Source organism: Martinezella hainanensis (assembly GCF_900094555.1).
Taxonomy (GTDB): Bacteria; Pseudomonadota; Alphaproteobacteria; order Rhizobiales; family Rhizobiaceae; genus Rhizobium; species Rhizobium hainanense.
On sequence record NZ_FMAC01000001.1, the window covers coordinates 915,847 to 934,122 of the forward strand.

General features: G+C 61.2%; 14 protein-coding genes. 8 read left to right on the plus strand and 6 right to left on the minus strand.

Annotated elements, in window-relative coordinates; translation table 11 throughout:
• Positions 1 to 13: 13 nt before the first annotated feature.
• Entirely contained in the window at positions 14 to 529 is a 516-nt protein-coding gene (locus tag GA0061100_RS04455; RefSeq protein ID WP_075851485.1) for a MarR family winged helix-turn-helix transcriptional regulator, read from the minus strand.
• 97 nt (positions 530 to 626) lie between these two features.
• The gene (locus GA0061100_RS04460; protein WP_075851486.1) at positions 627 to 2,195 is read right to left on the minus strand and encodes a phytoene desaturase family protein; all 1,569 of its coding nucleotides are present in this window, start codon (positions 2,193 to 2,195) and stop codon (positions 627 to 629) included.
• Positions 2,196 to 2,591: 396 nt separating this feature from the next.
• On the opposite strand from GA0061100_RS04460, the gene GA0061100_RS04465 reads away from it, so the two are divergent.
• The 3 genes from GA0061100_RS04465 to GA0061100_RS04475 all read left to right on the plus strand — a co-directional run bounded on the left by GA0061100_RS04465 (position 2,592) and on the right by GA0061100_RS04475 (position 5,566).
• Positions 2,592 to 3,374, plus strand: coding sequence for a cyclase family protein (locus tag GA0061100_RS04465; protein ID WP_075851487.1), 783 nt, complete (start codon positions 2,592 to 2,594; stop codon positions 3,372 to 3,374).
• Positions 3,375 to 3,445: 71 nt separating this feature from the next.
• Complete coding sequence (locus GA0061100_RS04470) at positions 3,446 to 5,035, plus strand: phytoene desaturase family protein (RefSeq protein WP_075851488.1); 1,590 nt, start codon at positions 3,446 to 3,448, stop codon at positions 5,033 to 5,035.
• A 24-nt stretch (positions 5,036 to 5,059) separates the two neighbouring features.
• Complete coding sequence (locus tag GA0061100_RS04475; RefSeq protein ID WP_075851489.1) at positions 5,060 to 5,566, plus strand: MarR family winged helix-turn-helix transcriptional regulator; 507 nt, start codon at positions 5,060 to 5,062, stop codon at positions 5,564 to 5,566.
• A gap of 30 nt (positions 5,567 to 5,596) precedes the next feature.
• Here GA0061100_RS04475 and GA0061100_RS04480 read toward each other — a convergent pair whose 3' ends face one another.
• The 3 genes from GA0061100_RS04480 to GA0061100_RS04490 form a co-directional block, all read right to left on the minus strand.
• Positions 5,597 to 6,907, minus strand: coding sequence for an MFS transporter (locus GA0061100_RS04480; protein ID WP_083961267.1), 1,311 nt, complete (start codon positions 6,905 to 6,907; stop codon positions 5,597 to 5,599).
• 98 nt (positions 6,908 to 7,005) lie between these two features.
• A complete protein-coding gene (locus GA0061100_RS04485) occupies positions 7,006 to 8,565 on the minus strand; it encodes an indolepyruvate oxidoreductase subunit beta family protein (RefSeq protein ID WP_143525378.1) in 1,560 nt (519 codons plus the stop codon).
• A gap of 9 nt (positions 8,566 to 8,574) precedes the next feature.
• Entirely contained in the window at positions 8,575 to 10,728 is a 2,154-nt protein-coding gene (locus GA0061100_RS04490; RefSeq protein ID WP_075851490.1) for a thiamine pyrophosphate-dependent enzyme, read from the minus strand.
• A gap of 378 nt (positions 10,729 to 11,106) precedes the next feature.
• On the opposite strand from GA0061100_RS04490, the gene GA0061100_RS04495 reads away from it, so the two are divergent.
• From GA0061100_RS04495 to GA0061100_RS04515, 5 genes are all read left to right on the plus strand, one after another.
• Positions 11,107 to 12,642, plus strand: a complete 1,536-nt coding sequence (locus GA0061100_RS04495; protein ID WP_075851491.1) for an ABC transporter substrate-binding protein — start codon at positions 11,107 to 11,109, stop codon at positions 12,640 to 12,642.
• Positions 12,643 to 12,862: 220 nt separating this feature from the next.
• Complete coding sequence (locus GA0061100_RS04500) at positions 12,863 to 13,870, plus strand: ABC transporter permease (RefSeq protein ID WP_075851492.1); 1,008 nt, start codon at positions 12,863 to 12,865, stop codon at positions 13,868 to 13,870.
• On the plus strand, positions 13,863 to 14,756 hold the full coding sequence (locus tag GA0061100_RS04505) for an ABC transporter permease (RefSeq protein ID WP_083961268.1): 894 nt from the start codon (positions 13,863 to 13,865) through the stop codon (positions 14,754 to 14,756). The genes GA0061100_RS04500 and GA0061100_RS04505 overlap by 8 nt, the downstream gene beginning before the upstream one ends.
• Positions 14,753 to 15,625 (plus strand): ABC transporter ATP-binding protein, encoded by an 873-nt coding sequence (locus GA0061100_RS04510; RefSeq protein ID WP_075851493.1) that lies wholly within the window; start codon positions 14,753 to 14,755, stop codon positions 15,623 to 15,625. Before GA0061100_RS04505 ends, GA0061100_RS04510 begins: the two co-directional genes overlap by 4 nt.
• Entirely contained in the window at positions 15,622 to 16,470 is an 849-nt protein-coding gene (locus GA0061100_RS04515) for an ATP-binding cassette domain-containing protein (protein WP_075851494.1), read from the plus strand. Before GA0061100_RS04510 ends, GA0061100_RS04515 begins: the two co-directional genes overlap by 4 nt.
• Positions 16,471 to 16,483: 13 nt before the next feature.
• Here the strand turns inward: GA0061100_RS04515 and GA0061100_RS04520 are convergent, their stop codons facing one another.
• A complete protein-coding gene (locus tag GA0061100_RS04520; protein WP_075851495.1) occupies positions 16,484 to 18,124 on the minus strand; it encodes an AMP-binding protein in 1,641 nt (546 codons plus the stop codon).
• Between the last annotated feature and the right edge of the window lie 152 nt (positions 18,125 to 18,276).

Below are 18,276 nucleotides of genomic sequence, written 5' to 3' on the forward strand. Positions count from 1 at the left end.
ACATGCTTTAGCATCAATCGAAGTCGGTGCCTGAAAGATGGTTGCTCACCGATGACTTCACCGCGCCGATATCCCGCCACAGTTCGCTGACGATGGCGGGATCGACATCCGCCATCATGTCGCGCAACCAGCCTTCATGGGCCGCAGCCATGGCGCTGAACGAGGTTTCGCCCTTCTCCGTCAGCTTCGCGACCGTCACCCGCCGGTCGCCATCGGGCGTGACGCGCAGCACGAGGCCGTCCGCTTCCAGTCGTTCGACAAGCCCGGTGACATTGCCGTTGGTGACCATGGTGCGCTTCGACAGCTCTCCGAGCCGCAAACCCTCGCGTTCGCGATAGAGCTGCGCCATCAGGTCGAATTGCGGCAGGGTCGCGCCGAATTCGTTGCGCAGGCGACGGCGGATTTCCTGCGAGATCAACTTGGTTGTCGACAGCATCCGCAGCCAGAGCCGCAGTTCGAGCTTTTTGCCTTCCTGCGCTCCCTGAACGATGATCTCCAAATCAACGCTTGCACTCTCTGCCTCTGTCATGACGTCGCCTCGGCCTATCGTTCCGCATCATCGATCTAAGCGATCTAGGGAACGATATTTGAAATGTCAAAGGTTCCAGCGTCAAGTCACTGGACCGTCACTTGGCGAGCATTTTCCCCAACATGAAGCCGGAACCGGCCCCCGTTCCCGCGCCCGGCCATGTCGAAGCCCCGCACATATAGAGCGATGCCACGGGCGTCTTGTATCGCGAATAGCCGGCAACGGGGCGGAACAGGAAATTCTGGTCGAGATGATGGCTGCCCGAGAGATTGTCGCCGCCGGCGAGATTGGGGTTTTCACGTTCGAGATCGACGGGCGAAAACACCGAGCGGCCCAATATCTTGCCGCGCAGGCCAGGCGCATAGCGCTCGACGATATCAAGAACACGCTCGGCATAGGTATCCTTGATCTCGTCCCAGCTCGCACCGCTGATTTGGCCGGCGGCATCCCCATGGAATTCAGCCGGCAGAACACGCACCTGTATCCAGAGCACATGCTGGCCGTCAGGCGCGCGCGACGGATCGATGGCCGTAGGCTGCCCGACCACCAGCGCGGGTTCCGCAGGCAGCAGTCCGCCCATCGCCTCGGCATAGACGCGTGACATCATTTCGAGATCCGGCGCGATGTGCACATAGGCAAAATTTTGTAGCGCCTTGCCCGCCGTCCAGTCCGGAAGGCCCGGTAGCGCAAGATGGATCATCATCGTGCCCGGTCCGGCGCGGAAGCGCTTGACCTTGCCGTCGAACTCCTGGCGCGCCGGGTCCTGATCCAGGAGCTTACCGAACAAGATCTGCGGATGGACGTTGGCGATGACAGCGCGCTTCGCCTCATAGCGGCGGCCATCGGCAAGAACTACGCCCGTCGCCTTGCCGCCCGATGTGACGATCTTGTCGACGCGCGTGCCGAGCATCAGCTCACCGCCTTTGCTTTTCAGCACGGCGGCCATGGCCTTGATGATCGTATCTGCTCCGCCCTTGCCGATCACCATGCCGAAGGCCTGATTGGCCATGGATTCGAGATAGGGAAACAGCGCGCCACCGGCGACATCGGGGGCAAAGTCGAGATGCAGCCCCCAGGCGGCCATCATCGTCTTGAGCTTGGTGTTCTGAAAGCGGGCATCGAGAAAATCGCGCGGCGAGGCAAAGAGCATGCGGGCGGTATCGTAGACCCAGCCCATCCCCTTCTCGCGCCAGGCTTTCCAGACGACCTTGGCAGCGGCCATGGAGGGCATGGGCGAGCCGAGCAGACCGAATATATGCGGGGCATCCGCACCGAACTCAGAGAGCATATGGCGCCAGGCGGCAGCATCCTGCGGCGAGATATCGGCGATCGCGCCGGCGGTCTTTTCCAGATCGGTGCTGACGCCGAGATAGGTGTTGTCACGGAAGACGCTGGCGAAGCAATCCGCAGCAGGCACGAAGTCCAGCCCCTCGGCCAGCAGCTCGCTTTTATACTGCGCAAAGAAAGCCGAACCGGCAAACATAGAAAGGTTCATGGCGCAGAGATCGTGCCTGAAGCCGGGCAGCGTCACCTCACGTGTCTTGACCGCACCGCCAGGCTCCGCATTGCCCTCGATGACGGCAACTTTCCAGCCCTTGGCGGCCAAATGCACCGCTGTTGCCAGGCCATTATGGCCTGCTCCCACTATGATCGCATCATAGCTCATCGCTTGCCCCTCTTTCGTCGACTATTATTATTGTCACATGCATACATCTTGAGCTTTAAGCTTCAAGCACCTATTGAAGCTGACGGCGGTCGGCAAGCATAGTCAAAAATAGTATTCTTTTAAGTTTCGCCGGGTTTTTGCGTTTATTTTCAGCGAATTACGGGCACCTTCGCATCGCTGGTAGAAGCACCTATTTTCGCTCTCGGAAGTGAGTCAGAATGCTTGCAATATCATATATTGTGACATAGGCTCGCTCCATTCCGCCGCCGCGAGGAACTGGTGCCAGGAGGAAAGGCACCCCGCGCCTGGCGATACCGACTTCATGCCTGATCCCGAACAAAAGATCCGCAAAAAGGCTCTTTGCATAGGATCACGCGCAACAAGGGGAACTCAAAAATGACCGCTACCACACTCGCCAGCCTCGCCTCGGCCCTGCTTTCGGGCTCCGTCAAGGTCGTCGATCTCACCGCGCCGCTCGGCCCGGATACCCCGGTGCTCTACCTGCCGCCACAGTTCGGCAAAAACACGCCGAGCGTCAAGGTCCATACGATTTCCGAATACAATCAGGATGGCCCCTTCTGGGCCTGGAACTGGCTGGAACTCGGCGAGCACACCGGCACGCATTTCGATGCGCCCTGTCACTGGATCACCGGCAAGGACAACCCGAACAACACGACCGACACCATCCCGCCGCAGAATTTCGTGGCGCCGGTCAATGTTATCGACCGCTCGAAGGAAGCCGCTGCCAATCCCGACTATCTGCTGACAGTCGACAGCATCAAGGAATGGGAAGCCCAGAACGGCGCGATCGAGCCCGGCAGCTGGGTGCTCTTGCGCACCGACTGGTACAAGCGCAACGGCTCGACCGAGACCTTCCTGAATGCCGATGAGAACGGCCCGCATTCTCCCGGTCCGACGGCCGAGGCGATCGAATATCTGCTCACCAAGGGCATTATCGGCTGGGGTTCGGAAACGATCGGCACCGACGCAGGTTCGGCCGGTGGCATGAACCCGCCCTTCCCGGCGCACAACCTCATGCACAAGGCCAACCGCTACGGCCTCGCCAGCCTCTCGAACCTCGACCAGCTCCCGGCCAAGGGCGCCGTGCTGATCGCCGCTCCGCTGAAGTTCGTCAAGGGCACCGGCTCGCCGGTTCGCGCACTGGCATTGATTGCATGATAGGTTGGAAAGGCGGGAGCCTGGGGGCAGGTTCCTCCTTTCCGTTCATCTTGCCAGTGAGGGCGGCAGCAATGGGCGATCACGACTACATCATCGTCGGCAGCGGCATAAATGCGCTTGTCGCTGCCGCGATGCTGGGAAAAAAGGGCCACAAGGTGCTCGTTCTCGAGCGCAATGACCGCATCGGCGGCTGTCTGCGCACCGAGGAGATCACCGAGCCCGGCTTCATCCACGACGTCATGGCGACGACCATGGTGCTGTTCCTCACCTCGCCCGCCTATGGCGCCATCGGCAAGGATCTCGAGGCGCGGGGTTTGGAATTCGCTCATGCCGACCTTCCGACCGGCGTGCTGCGGCCCAACGGTTCGCATGTGATCTTCTCCAAGGACCGGCGGCGAAACATCGCCACCTTCGACGAATTGTCGCTCGGCGACGGGCAGACCTTTTCCCGTGAGATGGACGCGCTTGCCGCCGATGCGCCATTCCTGTTTTCCCTGCTCGGCGGCGCGCTATGGTCGGGCTCGACCCTGAAGACCGTTGCAAAACAGGGCTGGAATCGCGGCTTGCGCAAGCTCGCGGCCTGGTTTGGCGACGCCCTGACGCCGGCACGCGGCTATCTCGAAACCAACTACAGATCCGAGGATATTCACGCGCTTTGGGCGCCCTGGGTGCTCCATTGCGGCCTTGGGCCAGAAAGCGCCTATTCCGCCGAGATGCTGAAGGTAATCGGCTTCGCGCTGGAGCTGGGCGGCGCGCCGATCGTCAAGGGCGGTGCCGACAAACTGCTGGCGGCCTTCGAACGATTGATTGCCGACAATGGCGGTGAAATTCGTGTGAACGCCGACGTCGCGGCCATCATTCCAGACCACAATCGCAGTGCCGATGGCGTGCGTCTTGCGAATGGTGAAACGCTGAAGGCGAAGGCCGGGGTAATCTGCTCGACAACACCCAACCAGCTTTACGAGCGGTTGATGAAGGATTGGCCGGATCCACTGCCGGCGGAGATCAAATCGGGCGTTGCCAGCTACCGCTATGGCAAGGGCGACATGCAAATCCACTACGCGCTTTCCGAGCCGCCGCGTTGGAAGGCCAATACCGAACTCGGCAAGGTGGCGCTGCTGCACCTGACAGCCGGCCTCGACGGCGTCTCGCGCGCCGCCAACGAATGCGAACGCGGGCTCCTGCCGGCTGAGCCCACCGTTTGCGTCGGCCAGCCCGTGGCGCTCGATCCCAGCCGGGCACCGGAAGGCAAATCGATCCTATGGCTGCAGCTTCCAGAAGCGCCGCGCCATATCAAGGGCGATGCCGCGGGTGAGATCGAAACACCGCATGACGGCCGCTGGACGGAAGAGGTTCGAGAGCGCTACGCCGACCGTATCGAAGCGCTGCTTGCCAGTCACATCGAGAACTTCGCGGGGATAAAGCTTGCACGCCGCGCCTATTCTCCCGGTGATCTGGAGGCGATGAACATGAACCTCGTCGGCGGCGACCCCTATGGTGGCTATTGCGGCCTCGATCAGTTTTTCATCTGGCGTCCATTCAAGTCATCTGTTAACCACCGCACCCACATATCGGGCCTGTACCACATCGGCGCTTCCGCGCATCCCGGTGCAGGCCTTGGTGGGGGCTCCGGCTTCCTGCTCGCATCATCGCTGAAGTAATACGTTTCCTAGGGAGGATCGTCGATGGAGGAACGGTTTTCAGGCACCGTTTTGAGGCGCAAGCGGGATGAGAACGCGAAGCGCCCGACCATGGGCGAAATCGGCCTCAATCACTTCGCGCCCTATCTGATGAACCGGCTGATGGCGCGCTGGAACGCCAATCTATCGGAAGAACTGCGCGAATATGACATGACCACCGCGAAGATGCGGGCGCTCGCCGTCCTCAGCGTCTCCTCCAGTGTCACCATCAACGAGCTCTCCGTCTTCGCCGTCACCGAACAGTCGACGATGAGCCGCACCTTGGACTCACTCGAACAGCAGGGCTACATCCGCCGCCAGCCGCGCGCCGAAGACATGCGCATCCGCGATGTCACCATCACCGAGGAAGGCCGCGCCGCTTTCGAGAAGGTGTGGCCAACCATGTACGACCTGTTCCTGCAGATGTTCGACGGTGTCGATGAAGCCGAGTATCGCAGCTTCATCTCGACCTTGCACAAGGTGCTGCACAATATCAGGAAGCATGAGATCTGAGCGGTCCCGGCTGGCACCGCTCAGATCGGATCACCGCTTGTTCGGAATGAGTGCCGTCGCCAGTGCCGCGATGGCGGCGACGATGGCAAAGACATAGAAATTCCACTCCGGACCGACATTCAGGCTGGCGATGTATCCGCCCATCAGCGGTCCGGAGAGCGCGCCGATGCGCGAAAAGCTCAGCGCCCAGCCGGTGCCGGCGGCCCGCACGAAGGGCTGCAGGTAGGCGGCAAGATAGCCGGTGAGGATCAGCGAGGCCGATACCGTGCCGAAACCGGCGATGGCGACGACCGTATAGTTCAGCCAGATGGAGCCCTTGAAGGCGAGGAGCGCGATACCGACTGCTCCAAGTAGATAGGACAGCGTCACGGTCAACCGCACGCCGAAACGATCAGCCCACTGACCGAGCACGATGCCGCCAATCGCCGAGGTGAAGCTGAAGACGGCCAGAAACAGCAGGCTGTCGCCGAGATCATAGCCGCTCTTGCGCATGATCTGTGGCAACCACTGCGCCAGCCCATAGACAAGGAGCAATCCCATGAACAGGGCAATCCAGAAGCAAGCGGTGGCAAAAGCATTTCTCGGCGAAAAGATCTCGCCCAGAACGGCTCGCCAGCCGAGCTCCGTTTCCCGCGGCGCGCTTCCTGCAGGAACGCGAACGCCAAGCCGGGCAGCAAGCCGCCTCGCGCTCTCGTCTTTCCCCTTCGCCACAAGGAAATCAAGCGATTCCGGCAGCAGCCATGCCATGACGGGCACGAACAGCACCGGCAGAGCGCCGATCAGAACAACCGGCCGCCACCCATAATCCGGCAACAGCCATCTGCCGACGAGCGCGGCGGCAAACAGTCCCAGCGAATAGCCTGAATACATGATGCCGTAGTTGAGGTTCTTCTTCGCGCTCGGCGAATATTCGATGGTGAGCGCCGCCGCCAGAGGAATGATGCCGCCGAGGCCAAGACCGGCCGCAAAGCGGCTGACGCCGAACCATGTTGGCGTCGGAGACCAGGCGGTGACCGCCGTGCAGACGGCAAAGAGCGAGAGACAGGCGAGAAACATCGGCTTGCGGCCGTAGAGCTCGCTGAGCGTACCGACGACGATACCGCCGACAAGCATGCCGAAAACGGTGTAGCTGCCCATCGCGCCGAGCTCGAGTGGCGTAAGATGCCAGACATTGTCGGTGGAGAGCGCCGGCAGAATGGCGCCGAGAACGCCGACATCATAGCCTTCCGCAAAGATCGCCAGCCAGCAGATGAGCACAACGACAAGGCTTTTGGCATGCGAGATTTCGCCGCCGCGAGGACTTGAAAGGTCCCTCGCAGCGCCATTTCGAATGTTGTCCATGCGACTGTTCCCTTTTGGAATCTATCGGTCTTGGCCGATATTGTCTGCGCCCCGAGGGTGCGCTGGATGGAATACCCCGCCCCCTCGGCTCGCACGGATCAGAGCGTCCCGACCGTTTTCAGCGCGCCATCGAGCGCCGTGCCTTTTTCGTCCAGAAGTGCGGCCTGGCGCAGCCGCTTCATCCAGGCAGCTCCATCCTCGCGGTCGCGAAGAAGCGGCAAGGCGGACATGACGCGATCGAACTTGGAAAGCCCGCGCGCATGCGTATCGGAATAGCCCTTGACGAGCCGGCGGTTGCCGAGCACTTCGACAGCAAGATCGTAATTGGCGGCCAGCAGATTGGATGCCGCTGTAAGCCAGGCTTCGCGATGCTCCACCTCGCGGGCATGCCGCAGCGTACCCCGGCGGATGCGCCGCAGCCCCGAGACCATGTAGAGGCCGAGGAACCAGAACAGCGTACCGGTCTGAACGCGCCGGCCCTTGTTGACGAAGCGGTCGAGCCGGGCAAACAGGCTCGGACGGTTTTCGATCCAGAGGCCTATGCCTTTCGGCATCGTGCCGCAGACCTCATCCATGCGCGGATGCATGTATTCGGTCATGTAGACGATCTGGTCGTCCTTGGCGCCGACCTCCTTGCGCACCCGCTCGAAGCGCGAGCCACGCACCTTCAGATCGGCAACGCGGATGACATCGTCATAAGCCATGGCCACCGCGACGTATTTCGCCGCCTGCACGGTGAAGGCGAAATCCTTGCTGGCGCCGCCGGCCTTTCGATCAAGCGCATGGAGTGCCGCGACGCGGCTCAGATATTCGTCGGCATAGGCCGGGTCCTGATAGTCGGTCAGCTTCTTGACACCGGCAAAGAGCAGCGGCCATGCAACTTCCGGAAATTCGGAGCGAATACGATTGACCAGCCGGTCGAGTGCCGGATGACCGGCCGTCTCAGGCAGCGCATCGAAATGCTTCGGCGGCGTCGCCGAAACCGCATCGCGCGGCTTTTCCTTAACCCTGTCGAAGGCGGCATTGAAAGCCTTGAGGCTAGGCTCGATGCCCTTGCCGCCGGCGCGGATCATCGCCTCAAAGGCCTGTTTGCCGAAGGGCAGCGCACCGGAGCCGGCCAGAGCACCGAACATGGAAGCGGAAATCACGCTGCCATTCCTGACAGCCATGGTCTCCATGTCGAAAGCAATGGTGCGCTTGGCGGCAAAATCCGTGGCATCGACTACCACCTCGGCATTGCCGATGCCGTCACCCGGCTTTTCCTTTTCCGCAACCGCAAAGGAGCGGTGCGTCGAGGCAATCAGCAGCGTCTTGTCCGGCGTGACGAGGCCGCGCAGCACCGAGCGGCCAGCCTCCATCAACTCGGCGGCCATGACGACATCGACATCACCCGGCGTCGGCATCAGCGAGAAGATCGGCTCGTGCCCGTCGCGAGCCGGCAGCATCTCGATATAGTAGATCGTCGCGCCCGTACGCTGTGCAACGCCGGGCACGGACGTCGTCTGCGCCATCCAGCCTTCGGCTTCGGCAAGGCCGACGATCCAGTCGGCCAGCACGCCGCCACCCTGCCCGCCCATGGCGAGAATGGCAAGCGACAGCGGCTTGTCCGTCGAAAGCCTGTTGGTCCCAAGATCACTCATGCTCACATGCTCGTTCATCTCGCCCTCTCAATCCGAAAAGACGATGCGACCGGCACGGCGACGCGCCTGCAGCCAGCCGATAATGCCCGAGCGCATGCGGGCGACGAAGCGATCCCAACCCGTCGGATTATGGATGATGTCGGCACGATAGAAGGAGGGACAGAGCACCGCCGCCTCCGAGACCTCGCCGCAATTGCCGCAGCCAACGCAATTATTGTCGATCGCCGCCACCGGATCGTCCTTCAGCGGGTCGTCGGTATGCTTGACGGAGAGCGACGGACAGCCGGAAAGGCGGATGCAGGCGTGATCGCCGGTGCAGACGTCTTCGTCCACGCCGAAGCGCTCTTTGACCATGCGCTTACCGTCCTTGACGGCCTTGGCGAATTGCGGCTTCACGCGACGCTGCTTGTTGAGCATGCACTCCGAGGAAGCGACGATGATCTTCGGTCCCGGCTCCTTGGATGTCAGCGCCTCGCGCAGCGTGTCGCGCATCTTGGCGACATCATAGGTCCTGTCGATCTGGCGCACCCAGGTGGCGCCGATGCCCTTGACCGCATTGACGATGGAATTGTTGGTCTTGCGGCGCGGATTGAGCGCACGTGAGGACGGTATGTCCTGGCCGCCGGTCGCCGCCGAATAGTAGTTGTCGACGACGAGGATAACGCCGTCCTGCTTGTTGAAGACGGCATTGCCGACCGACGTCGCAAGGCCGTTGTGCCAGAAGCCGCCATCGCCCATGACCGAGATCACCCGCTTGTCGGCCTCGACGTTGAAGGCAGATGCGGCAGCCGGCCCGAGCCCATAGCCCATGGTCGTGCTGCCGATGTTGAAGGGCGGCAGGATGGAGAAGAGGTGACAGCCGATATCGCCTGATATGTGATGCTGGCCGAGCTCGCTCTCCACCATCTTCAAGGCAGCGAAGATCGGCCGCTCGGGACAGCCGATACAAAAACCGGGCGGGCGCGGTGGCACCACTTCGGCCAACGCCTTGATCTTCGGATCGTTGAGGATCGGCGTCGGGTCCGGCAGCGGCGGCTGATTGCCGAGCAGCACGCGCTGGTGAACTTCCAGGAAATTCTTGATGCCCTTCATCAATACGGGGGCGGTATATTCGCCGCCCATGGGCAGGACATCCTTGCCCGCGACCTTGGTCTGGATGTCGCGGCGGCGCAGGATGGTATTGAGGGACTGCTCGATATACTCAGGCGCCCCCTCCTCCACCATCAGCACCGCCTTCTTGTTGGCGCAGAATTCGGCGATCTGGTCATCAACAAGCGGATAGGCGACATTGAGGACGTAAAGCGGCACGGCTGAATTGCCGTAGACATCGGCAAGCCCGAGCTGCTGCAGCGCGCGCAGCACACCGTTATACATGCCGCCAAGCAGGATGATGCCGACTTCGCCTTCCGAAGGACCGAAATACTCGTTGAGCTGACGCTTCCTGATGAAGTCGACGGCAGCCGGCCAGCGCTTCTCCAGCTTCTCCTTCTCGTGCATGAAGGAGGCTGGCGGCAGCACGATGCGATTGACGTCGCGAATCGGATTTTCAAGCGCCTGCTTCAGCGTATAGGCAGGCCGCTGGTTGTCCTTGGCAACGAACTGACCGTGCACATGACAGCTGCGAATACCCACCTGCAGCATGACCGGCGTGTTGGATACTTCCGAAAGCTCGAACCCTTCCTCAACCGCCTGAACGATCGAGGGCAGGTTCGGGCGCGGATTGAGCAGCCACATCTGCGATTTCATCGCATAGGCATGACTGCGCTCCTGCATGATCGAGGAACCCTCGCCATAGTCCTCGCCGATGATGATGAGCGCGCCGCCCGTCACCCCGCCCGAAGACAGGTTGGAAAGTGCATCCGAGGCGACGTTCGTGCCGGCCGTCGATTTCCAGGTAACGGCGCCGCGCACCGGATACATCACGGAGGCGGACAGCATGGCGGCGGCAGCCGCTTCCGATGCCGATGTCTCGAAATGAACGCCCAAATCCTGCATCACGTCCTTGGCGTCTGCCAGCACGTCCATGAGATGCGAAATCGGCGAGCCCTGATAGCCGCCGACATAAGAGACACCGGACTGTAGAAGTGCCTTGGTGATCGCGAGAATACCCTCGCCGCGGAAGATATCACCTTCCCCGAGCTTCAGATCCTCGACCTCGCGCGCAAACGATCGCTCGGCCATGACGTTACCCCTTTGCCCTTGTGGGCTTGCTTTAAATCATTTGCAAAATCATATTTTGAACTTCCTTGAACTGTCAACGAACAATTATGCGATTTTACCGCCGCAGTTTGCGATATCGGCTGCACGAGCACATTGCGCGACGGTGAGACATCGTTGGTCGCTGCATAGGTTCAACAGCTAGATATATGCGCATGCATAAAATTTGTGCGAACCTGCAAAGTCGGTCGAGGAATGGAGGCCGGGATTTTGCGGAAGCACCAGAGAAAGCGCTTGCCGCTCCAAAATATGTATTTTAAGATTAAAACATTCCGACAATAAATCGCCAGCGGCAGTTGAGCGTCACGCTTTTCTGTCGCTTAACAGGGGAACGGAGTGACCATGACAACGCTTACTCGGCGCGAGGCCCTGAGCCTCGGCGCAGCCGCATTCATGACTGGAATTCTCGCAGGCAGAACGCCTGTCGAAGCTGCCGAAGCCGGCACGCTGACCATCGCATTCAACGTCAACCTGCCATCCTTCGACCCGACGACCGGTCCGTCCGCCGTCAACCCGACGATCCAGGCGATCTATCGCTCGATCTTCGATCAGTATATCGGCCAGGGACCGGATCTGAAATTCCAGCCGGGCCTGCTGACGGCCTGGGGCTGGAACGACGACAAGACCAAGGTCTGGATGGACGTCCGCGAGGGCGTGACCTGGCACGACGGCTCCAAGTTCACCCCAGACGATGTCGTCTGGTCGCTGGAGCGCGCCGCCAAGCAGGACACCGGCAACCCGATCCAGTTCATCTGGTCGACCGCCAACAATTACAAGGTCGAAGGCAATCGCATTACAGGCGATGTCGTCCGCTTCGAGCCTACCTATTTCAAATGGATGGCCTTCCTCACCGGCTATATCCTGCCGAAGGACTATTACACCAAGGTGGGCGCGCAGGGCTTCGAGAAGAAGCCGATCGGCACCGGCCCCTATATGGTGGATGCCTATGAGGGCAATTCCTATCTGCGCCTGAAGGCAAACCCGAATTATTTCGGCGGCAAGCCGGCCTTCGACACCGTTATCTTCAAATTCGTGCCGGATACGACGAGCCGTGTGGCGGAAATCGAATCCGGCTCGTCCGATGTGACGCTGGAAATCCCCTACGAGGATTTCGACCGACTGAAGAAGAAGTCAGGGCTATCAGGCGTTGCGACCCCGATCTCCGACATCGGCATGATCTTCATCAGCAATGTCGATCCGATGCTCGACAAGAACGTCCGCCTCGCCGCCAATATGGCGATCGACAAGGACGCGATCATCAAGCGGCTCCTGCGCGGCTACGGCAAGCCATTGTCGACGCTGGAAGCGCCGGAATACGAGGCCTACGACGCTTCCGTGAAGATTCCTTATGACCCGGAACAGGCCAAGAAGCTGCTCGCGGCCAGCGGCTATTCGCCGGAAAAGCCGGTGAAATTCGGCATCAAGACGACCCGCGGCTTCAAGCCGAAGGACTATGAGATGATCCAGGCGATCGTCGGCATGTGGCGCAAGGTCGGTATCCAGGCTGAAATCGAAGTCTATGAAATCGCCAAGCACTACGAGCTGCGCGCCGCCCACCAGCTTGGCCCGGCCGCCTTCTATAATTGGGGCAACGCCATCGGCGATCCGACGACCTCGACCGGCTTTGCCATGTTCGGCCCCTCGCCGCACTCCGCCTGGAAGACCAAGGATGTCGACGACATGCTGGGGCCGCTCTGGGTCGAAAAGGACGAGGCAAAGCGTATTGCCGGCTGGAAGGCAGCGATCAAGTATATCGCCGAACAGGGCTATGTGATCCCGCTGCTGCAATATGCCCAGCCGATCGTCTACAAATCGAGCCTCAAGGTCACGCCGAACGTCTCCGGCGCCCTGCAGCCGACGCTGGTGTCGAAGGCTTAGTGCCGTTCTTGTGGCCTTGCCCCTCACCCTAGCCCTCTCCCCGCAAGCGGGGAGAGGGAACGACCTCTGTATCCTCGCCGGAACAAGTCGTTAGGGGTAGGCTGCAGGTGCCTCTTTCCCCTTCTCCCCGTCAAAACGGGGAGAAGGTGGCCGATAGGCCGGATGAGGGGCCGGCACGCTCTATGTTACAGTCAGCACATGCGATCGGAACTCAAAACGCATGATAGCAGTCTCCATTCTCAACCGGCTAGTCATGGCCGCCGTCACCCTCTTCGGAGTGGCGGTGATCGTCTTCGTCCTGCTGCGCGTCGTGCCGGGCGATCCGATCGCGATGATGATCTCGCCGGGTGCAAGTCCCGCCGACATCGCCGCACTTCGCGCCCATTACGGGCTCGATGCGAGCCTGACCACGCAATTCTGGCTGTGGTTGAAGGCAGTCCTGACGGGGGATTTCGGGACATCGATCTCCCTGAAGCGCGATGTGCTGTCCCTGCTGGGAGAGCGTCTCCCCGCAACGCTGGAACTGGCTTTCGCTGCATTGGCGCTGGCGGTTCTGCTCGGCGGCGCCGTCGCCATCGTCGGCACGCTTGCGCGCCGCACGATTTTCGAGCCTGTCATTGACAGCCTGAACGGCCTTTTCCTTGCCGTGCCTGATTTCGTCTGGGCTCTCGCACTGGTTCTCGTCCTCGGCGTTCTCTTTCCGCTCTTCCCGCTCTCCGGCCGCATCGATCCGAGCATCGACGCGCAGTTTGCGACCCCCTTCTATCTCCTCGAAAGCCTGCTGACACTTCGCTTTGCGATCTTCGCCGATATCTGCGCGCATATGGTCATGCCGGTTCTGGCGCTTGGCCTGCCGCTCGCGGCCATCATCGCCCGCGTGCTGAAAGCCGCACTCTCCGAGACCATGGTGCAGGACTATATCCTGCTCGCCAAGCTGAAGGGCATGTCGGAGCTGCGGCTGGTGCTGCAGGAGGCGCTGCGCAATGCCGTCGGCCCGACCATCGCGCTGACCGGCGTGCAATTCACCTTCCTGATCGGCGGCACCGTCATCGTCGAACGCATCTTCGCCTATCCCGGCATCGGCAATATGGCGATCGACGCCGTCATCAACCGCGACCTGCCGCTCATCCAAGGATTGGTATTGGTCTTCGGCGCCCTCTTCATTGTCGTCAATCTGGCGGTCGATCTTCTGGTCGCGGCCTTCAATCCGAGGCTCGCCCATGGCTGACGTCACCTCGCCCGCCATGCCGCGCTCGCCCTCCAGAATGACGAAACGCATCCGGGCGCTGCTGTCCGAGCCGAAGGTGATCTTCGGCGGCGGCTTCATTCTCATCCTCCTGATCCTCGCGATCTTCGCGCCTTACATCGCGCCGAAGGACCCGCTGGAGCAGGATCTGATGTCCGGCACCCTACCGCCGGCATGGATCGAGGGGTCCGACCCCGGCTTCCTGCTGGGCACGGATGATCTTGGCCGCGATGTGCTGTCCCGCGCCATCTTCGGCACGCGCATCGCGCTCACCGTCGCCTTCGTCGCGGCCGGGCTTGCGGCATTGATCGGCACATTGCTCGGCCTCCTCGCCGGCTGGTACGGAGGCTGGATCGACAAGGTGATCTCCCGCCTCGTCGATATCTGGATGGCCTTTCCGCCGGTGCTGCTGTCGATCTTGCTCGTCGCCGTCTTCGGCTCCGGTGTGCATTCGGTCATCGCCGCCATCGTCATCATCGACTGGACACGCTTCTGTCGCGTCGTGCGATCGGAAACGCAGGCACAGGCGCGTATGGATTATGTCACCGCAGCTCATACCATCGGCTTTTCGCGCGCCAGAATCCTCTTCAGCGAAATCCTGCCCAACGTGACGCCGGTGCTGATTGCCCTCGTCAGCCTGGAAATGGGTATCGCCGTCATCGTCGAAGCGATCTTGTCCTTCGTCGGCCTCTCGGTCGCCTCCGATACGCCGACCTGGGGCGGCATGATCGCCGAGGGGCGGCAGATGATCTATCAGGGCTGGTGGGTGCTGGTCGTGCCGCTGATCGCGCTCTTTGCGACGGTGCTTGCCTTCAATCAACTCGGCGACGGCCTGCGCCGCGCCCTCGATCCGGTGATGCGCCGATGACATCTCCACTCCTTTCCATTGCCGGCCTCAGCGCCGTATCCGACCGCGACGGCGGCGCGCCGATCCTGCGCGACGTTTCTCTGACGCTGGAGCGTGGCGAAGTGCGCGGGCTCGTCGGCGAAAGCGGTGCCGGAAAATCGACCATCGCCAAGGCGCTGCTCGACATCCTGCCGCGCAGCGTCCGCATCACGCGCGGATCGATCCTGTTCGAAAACCGCGATCTCCTCACTCTCTCAGCCAAGGAGTTGCGCGGCATCATGGGCAGCGATATCTCGCTGATTCCGCAGGATCCGCAAACGGCACTCAACCCCGGCCGCCGCATCGAGGCGCAGCTGACCGACGGCCTGCGACTGAAACGGGGCATGTCATCAGGCGATGCTCGACTGCGGGCGCTGAAGCTGCTGGAAGAAGTCCACATCCGCGATCCCGAGCGCGTGCTGCGCGCCTATCCTCATGAATTGTCCGGGGGGATGCGGCAGCGCATCCTGATCGCCGCCGCCTTCGCACTCGAGCCGAAAATGGTCGTTGCCGACGAGCCGACCACGGCGCTCGACGTTACCGTGCAGAAGCAGATCCTGCGGCTGATCCGCGGCCTGCAGGAAGCACATGGCACCGCTGTCATCTTCGTCACGCACGATCTCGGTGTCGTCGCGCAGATCTGCGACAGCGTGACCCTGCTATACGCTGGCAAGGTCATCGAAGCGGGCCGCACGAGCGAGGTGCTCGCCCACCCCAAACATATCTACACGAAATCGCTCGTTGCCGCCGGCCCACGCTACGACCGGCCGGATGCCGGGCTGACGCCGGTTCCACAAGCCGTCTTCGAGCAACTGCGCCGCGAGATCGGCATTCCGGAGGGCGGCCGATGAGTGTTTCCGACAATCTCCTGTCAGCTCGTGGAATCGAGGTAACCTACGGCGCCAAGCCGCACCTTTTCGGACCGCCGGGCCATGGCATCAAGGTGCTGCACGGCGTCGATATCGATATCCGCCGCGGTGAAACGATCGGTATCGTCGGTGAGAGCGGCTCGGGCAAGACGACGCTCGGCCGCGCCTTGTTGCGACTGATCGAAGTAAATGCGGGCACTATCCATGTCGACGGCAGGGACATCACCCATCTGCCGGATGCCGAGATACGGCCGTTGCGTCGCCGCATGCAGATGATCTTCCAGGACCCGATGGCCTCGCTCAATCCACGCCACACCATCCGCCGCATCCTCGTCGAGCCGCTGCTTCTGCACAAACTCGCTTCTGATCGGAAAGACGCAGAGAAACGTGTCGCAGAAATCCTCGAGCGGGTGACGCTGCCGCAAACATGTCTCGACCGCAATCCGCACGAGCTTTCCGGCGGCCAGCGCCAGCGCATCGGCATCGCCCGGGCTGCCCTGCTGAAGCCGGATTTCGTGCTGGCAGACGAAATCGTTTCTGGCCTCGATGTCTCGACCCAGGCGCAGGTGCTTAATCTCCTGAAAGAACTTTCGCGCGATCTCGGCCTGTCCATGGCCTTCATCAGCCACGACCTCTCGGTCATCCGCGCCGTCTGCGACCGCGTCTACGTCCTGCGTCACGGCCGCGTCGAAGAGGAAGGCGATTGCGAGCGCGTCTTCACCGCACCCGCCTCCGCCTATACGCGCATGCTGCTCGATGCCATTCCCTTGCCGGAGATCGACCCAAACTGGCTCGGTCGCGATGCAGGACAAGAGGATGCCGCCTGAAAAGGCTTTTCCGCTACTTGAGGCGGAAGCGCTGTATCTTGCCCGATTCCGTCTTTGGCAAGGCTTCGACGAAGACGATGGATCGCGGATATTTATAGGGTGCGATCAGGGCCTTCACGTGGTCCTGCAGTGCCTTGACCAGCAGATCCGATCCGATGACGCCAGCAGCCAGCACCACATGCGCCTGCACGATATGGCCCCGCTCCTCGTCCGGCTTGCCGATGACTGCGCATTCCAGCACGTCGGCATAGGAGAGAAGTGCGGCCTCCACTTCCGGCCCGGCAATATTGTAGCCGGCCGAAAGGATGATGTCGTCGGAACGCGCGGCGAAATGGAAGTAACCGTCCTCGTCCTGAATGAAGCTGTCACCCGTCAGGTTCCAGCCGTTACGCACGTAGTCGGCCTGCCTGTGGTCGGCGAGATATCGGCAGCCGATCGGGCCGCGAACGACAAGCTTGCCGATCGTGCCGCGCGGAACCTCGTTCATCTCATCATCGACGATACGGGCTTCATAGCCCGTCAGCGGCTTGCCTGTACTCTTCGGCTTGGCGTCCGACAGCCGGTTGGAGATGAAGATATGCAGCATCTCGGTCGAGCCGATGCCATCGAGGATAGGCTTGCCCGTCTTGCGCGTCCACTCCTCGAAAATCGGCCCCGGCAGCGTCTCGCCGGCGGAAACCGCAATGCGCAGCGAGGAAAGATCCGCCCCCTCCTCCATGGCCGCCAGCATGGCGCGATAGGCCGTCGGTGCGGTGAAGCTGATAGTCGCGCCATATTCCTGAATGATCTCGACCATGTTCTTCGGCGAGGCGTTTTCCAGCAAGGCCGTCGATGCGCCGAAGCGAAGCGGGAACACAACCAGACCGCCGAGACCGAAGGTGAAGGCGATCGGCGGCGAACCGATGAAAACATCATCAGGCGTCACCTGCAGCACTTCCTTGGCGTAGGCATCGGCTATGATCAGGATATCGCGATGGAAGTGCATCGTCGCCTTCGGCACGCCGGTCGATCCCGAGGTGAAGCCGAGCAGCGCCACATCGTCCCGACCGGTTTTGACCGCCTCAAAACGAACCGGCTTATTCAGCGCAATGCGGTCCAATTCGGCATCGTGATTGGCGGTGCCGTCGAAGCCGACGACCTGCTTCAGGAAGCGGCTGTCCTTAGCCGCCGCCACGAGCTCTTCCAGCAGCCTTGTATCGCAGAGCGCAAACGAAATTTCCGCCTTGTCGATAACCTTGGAAAGCTCGCCTGCTCTGAGCATCGGCATGGTGTTGACCGCAACGGCACCGACCTTTGTTACCGCCAACCAGCAGGCGATCATGGCGGGGTTGTTTCCGGAGCGGATGAGAACGCGATTGCCGGGCTTCACGCCGAAATTCTCGATGAGCGCGTGCGCGATGCGATTGGTCCAGTCCGCCAATTCCTTATACGTGCGGCGGCGGCCATTGCCGATCAGAGCTACATTGTCGCCAAACCCCTTCTCGACCATCCGGTCGCTGAGTTCGAAGCCGGCATTCAGCCATTCCGGATAGTCGAAACCATCCATCAGCCATTCCGGATAGTCGAAACCATCCATCAGCAGTTCGGGCCATTCGTCGAATGGCGGCAGATTGTCTCGCGTGAATGTATCGGTATGACCGGTCGGTCCAAGCATTGCTTCGCTCCCGCATTCCTATCGATCAAATCGCCATCATCGCTGGTTCCCCCGCAGCGCGTGTAGCGTTGCGAAAAAGATCGCACCGAAGCCCGCAATGTTCAAGCAAGAAATTTTAAGCCTAAAATATTTTTGATCTTCCATTGATTCAA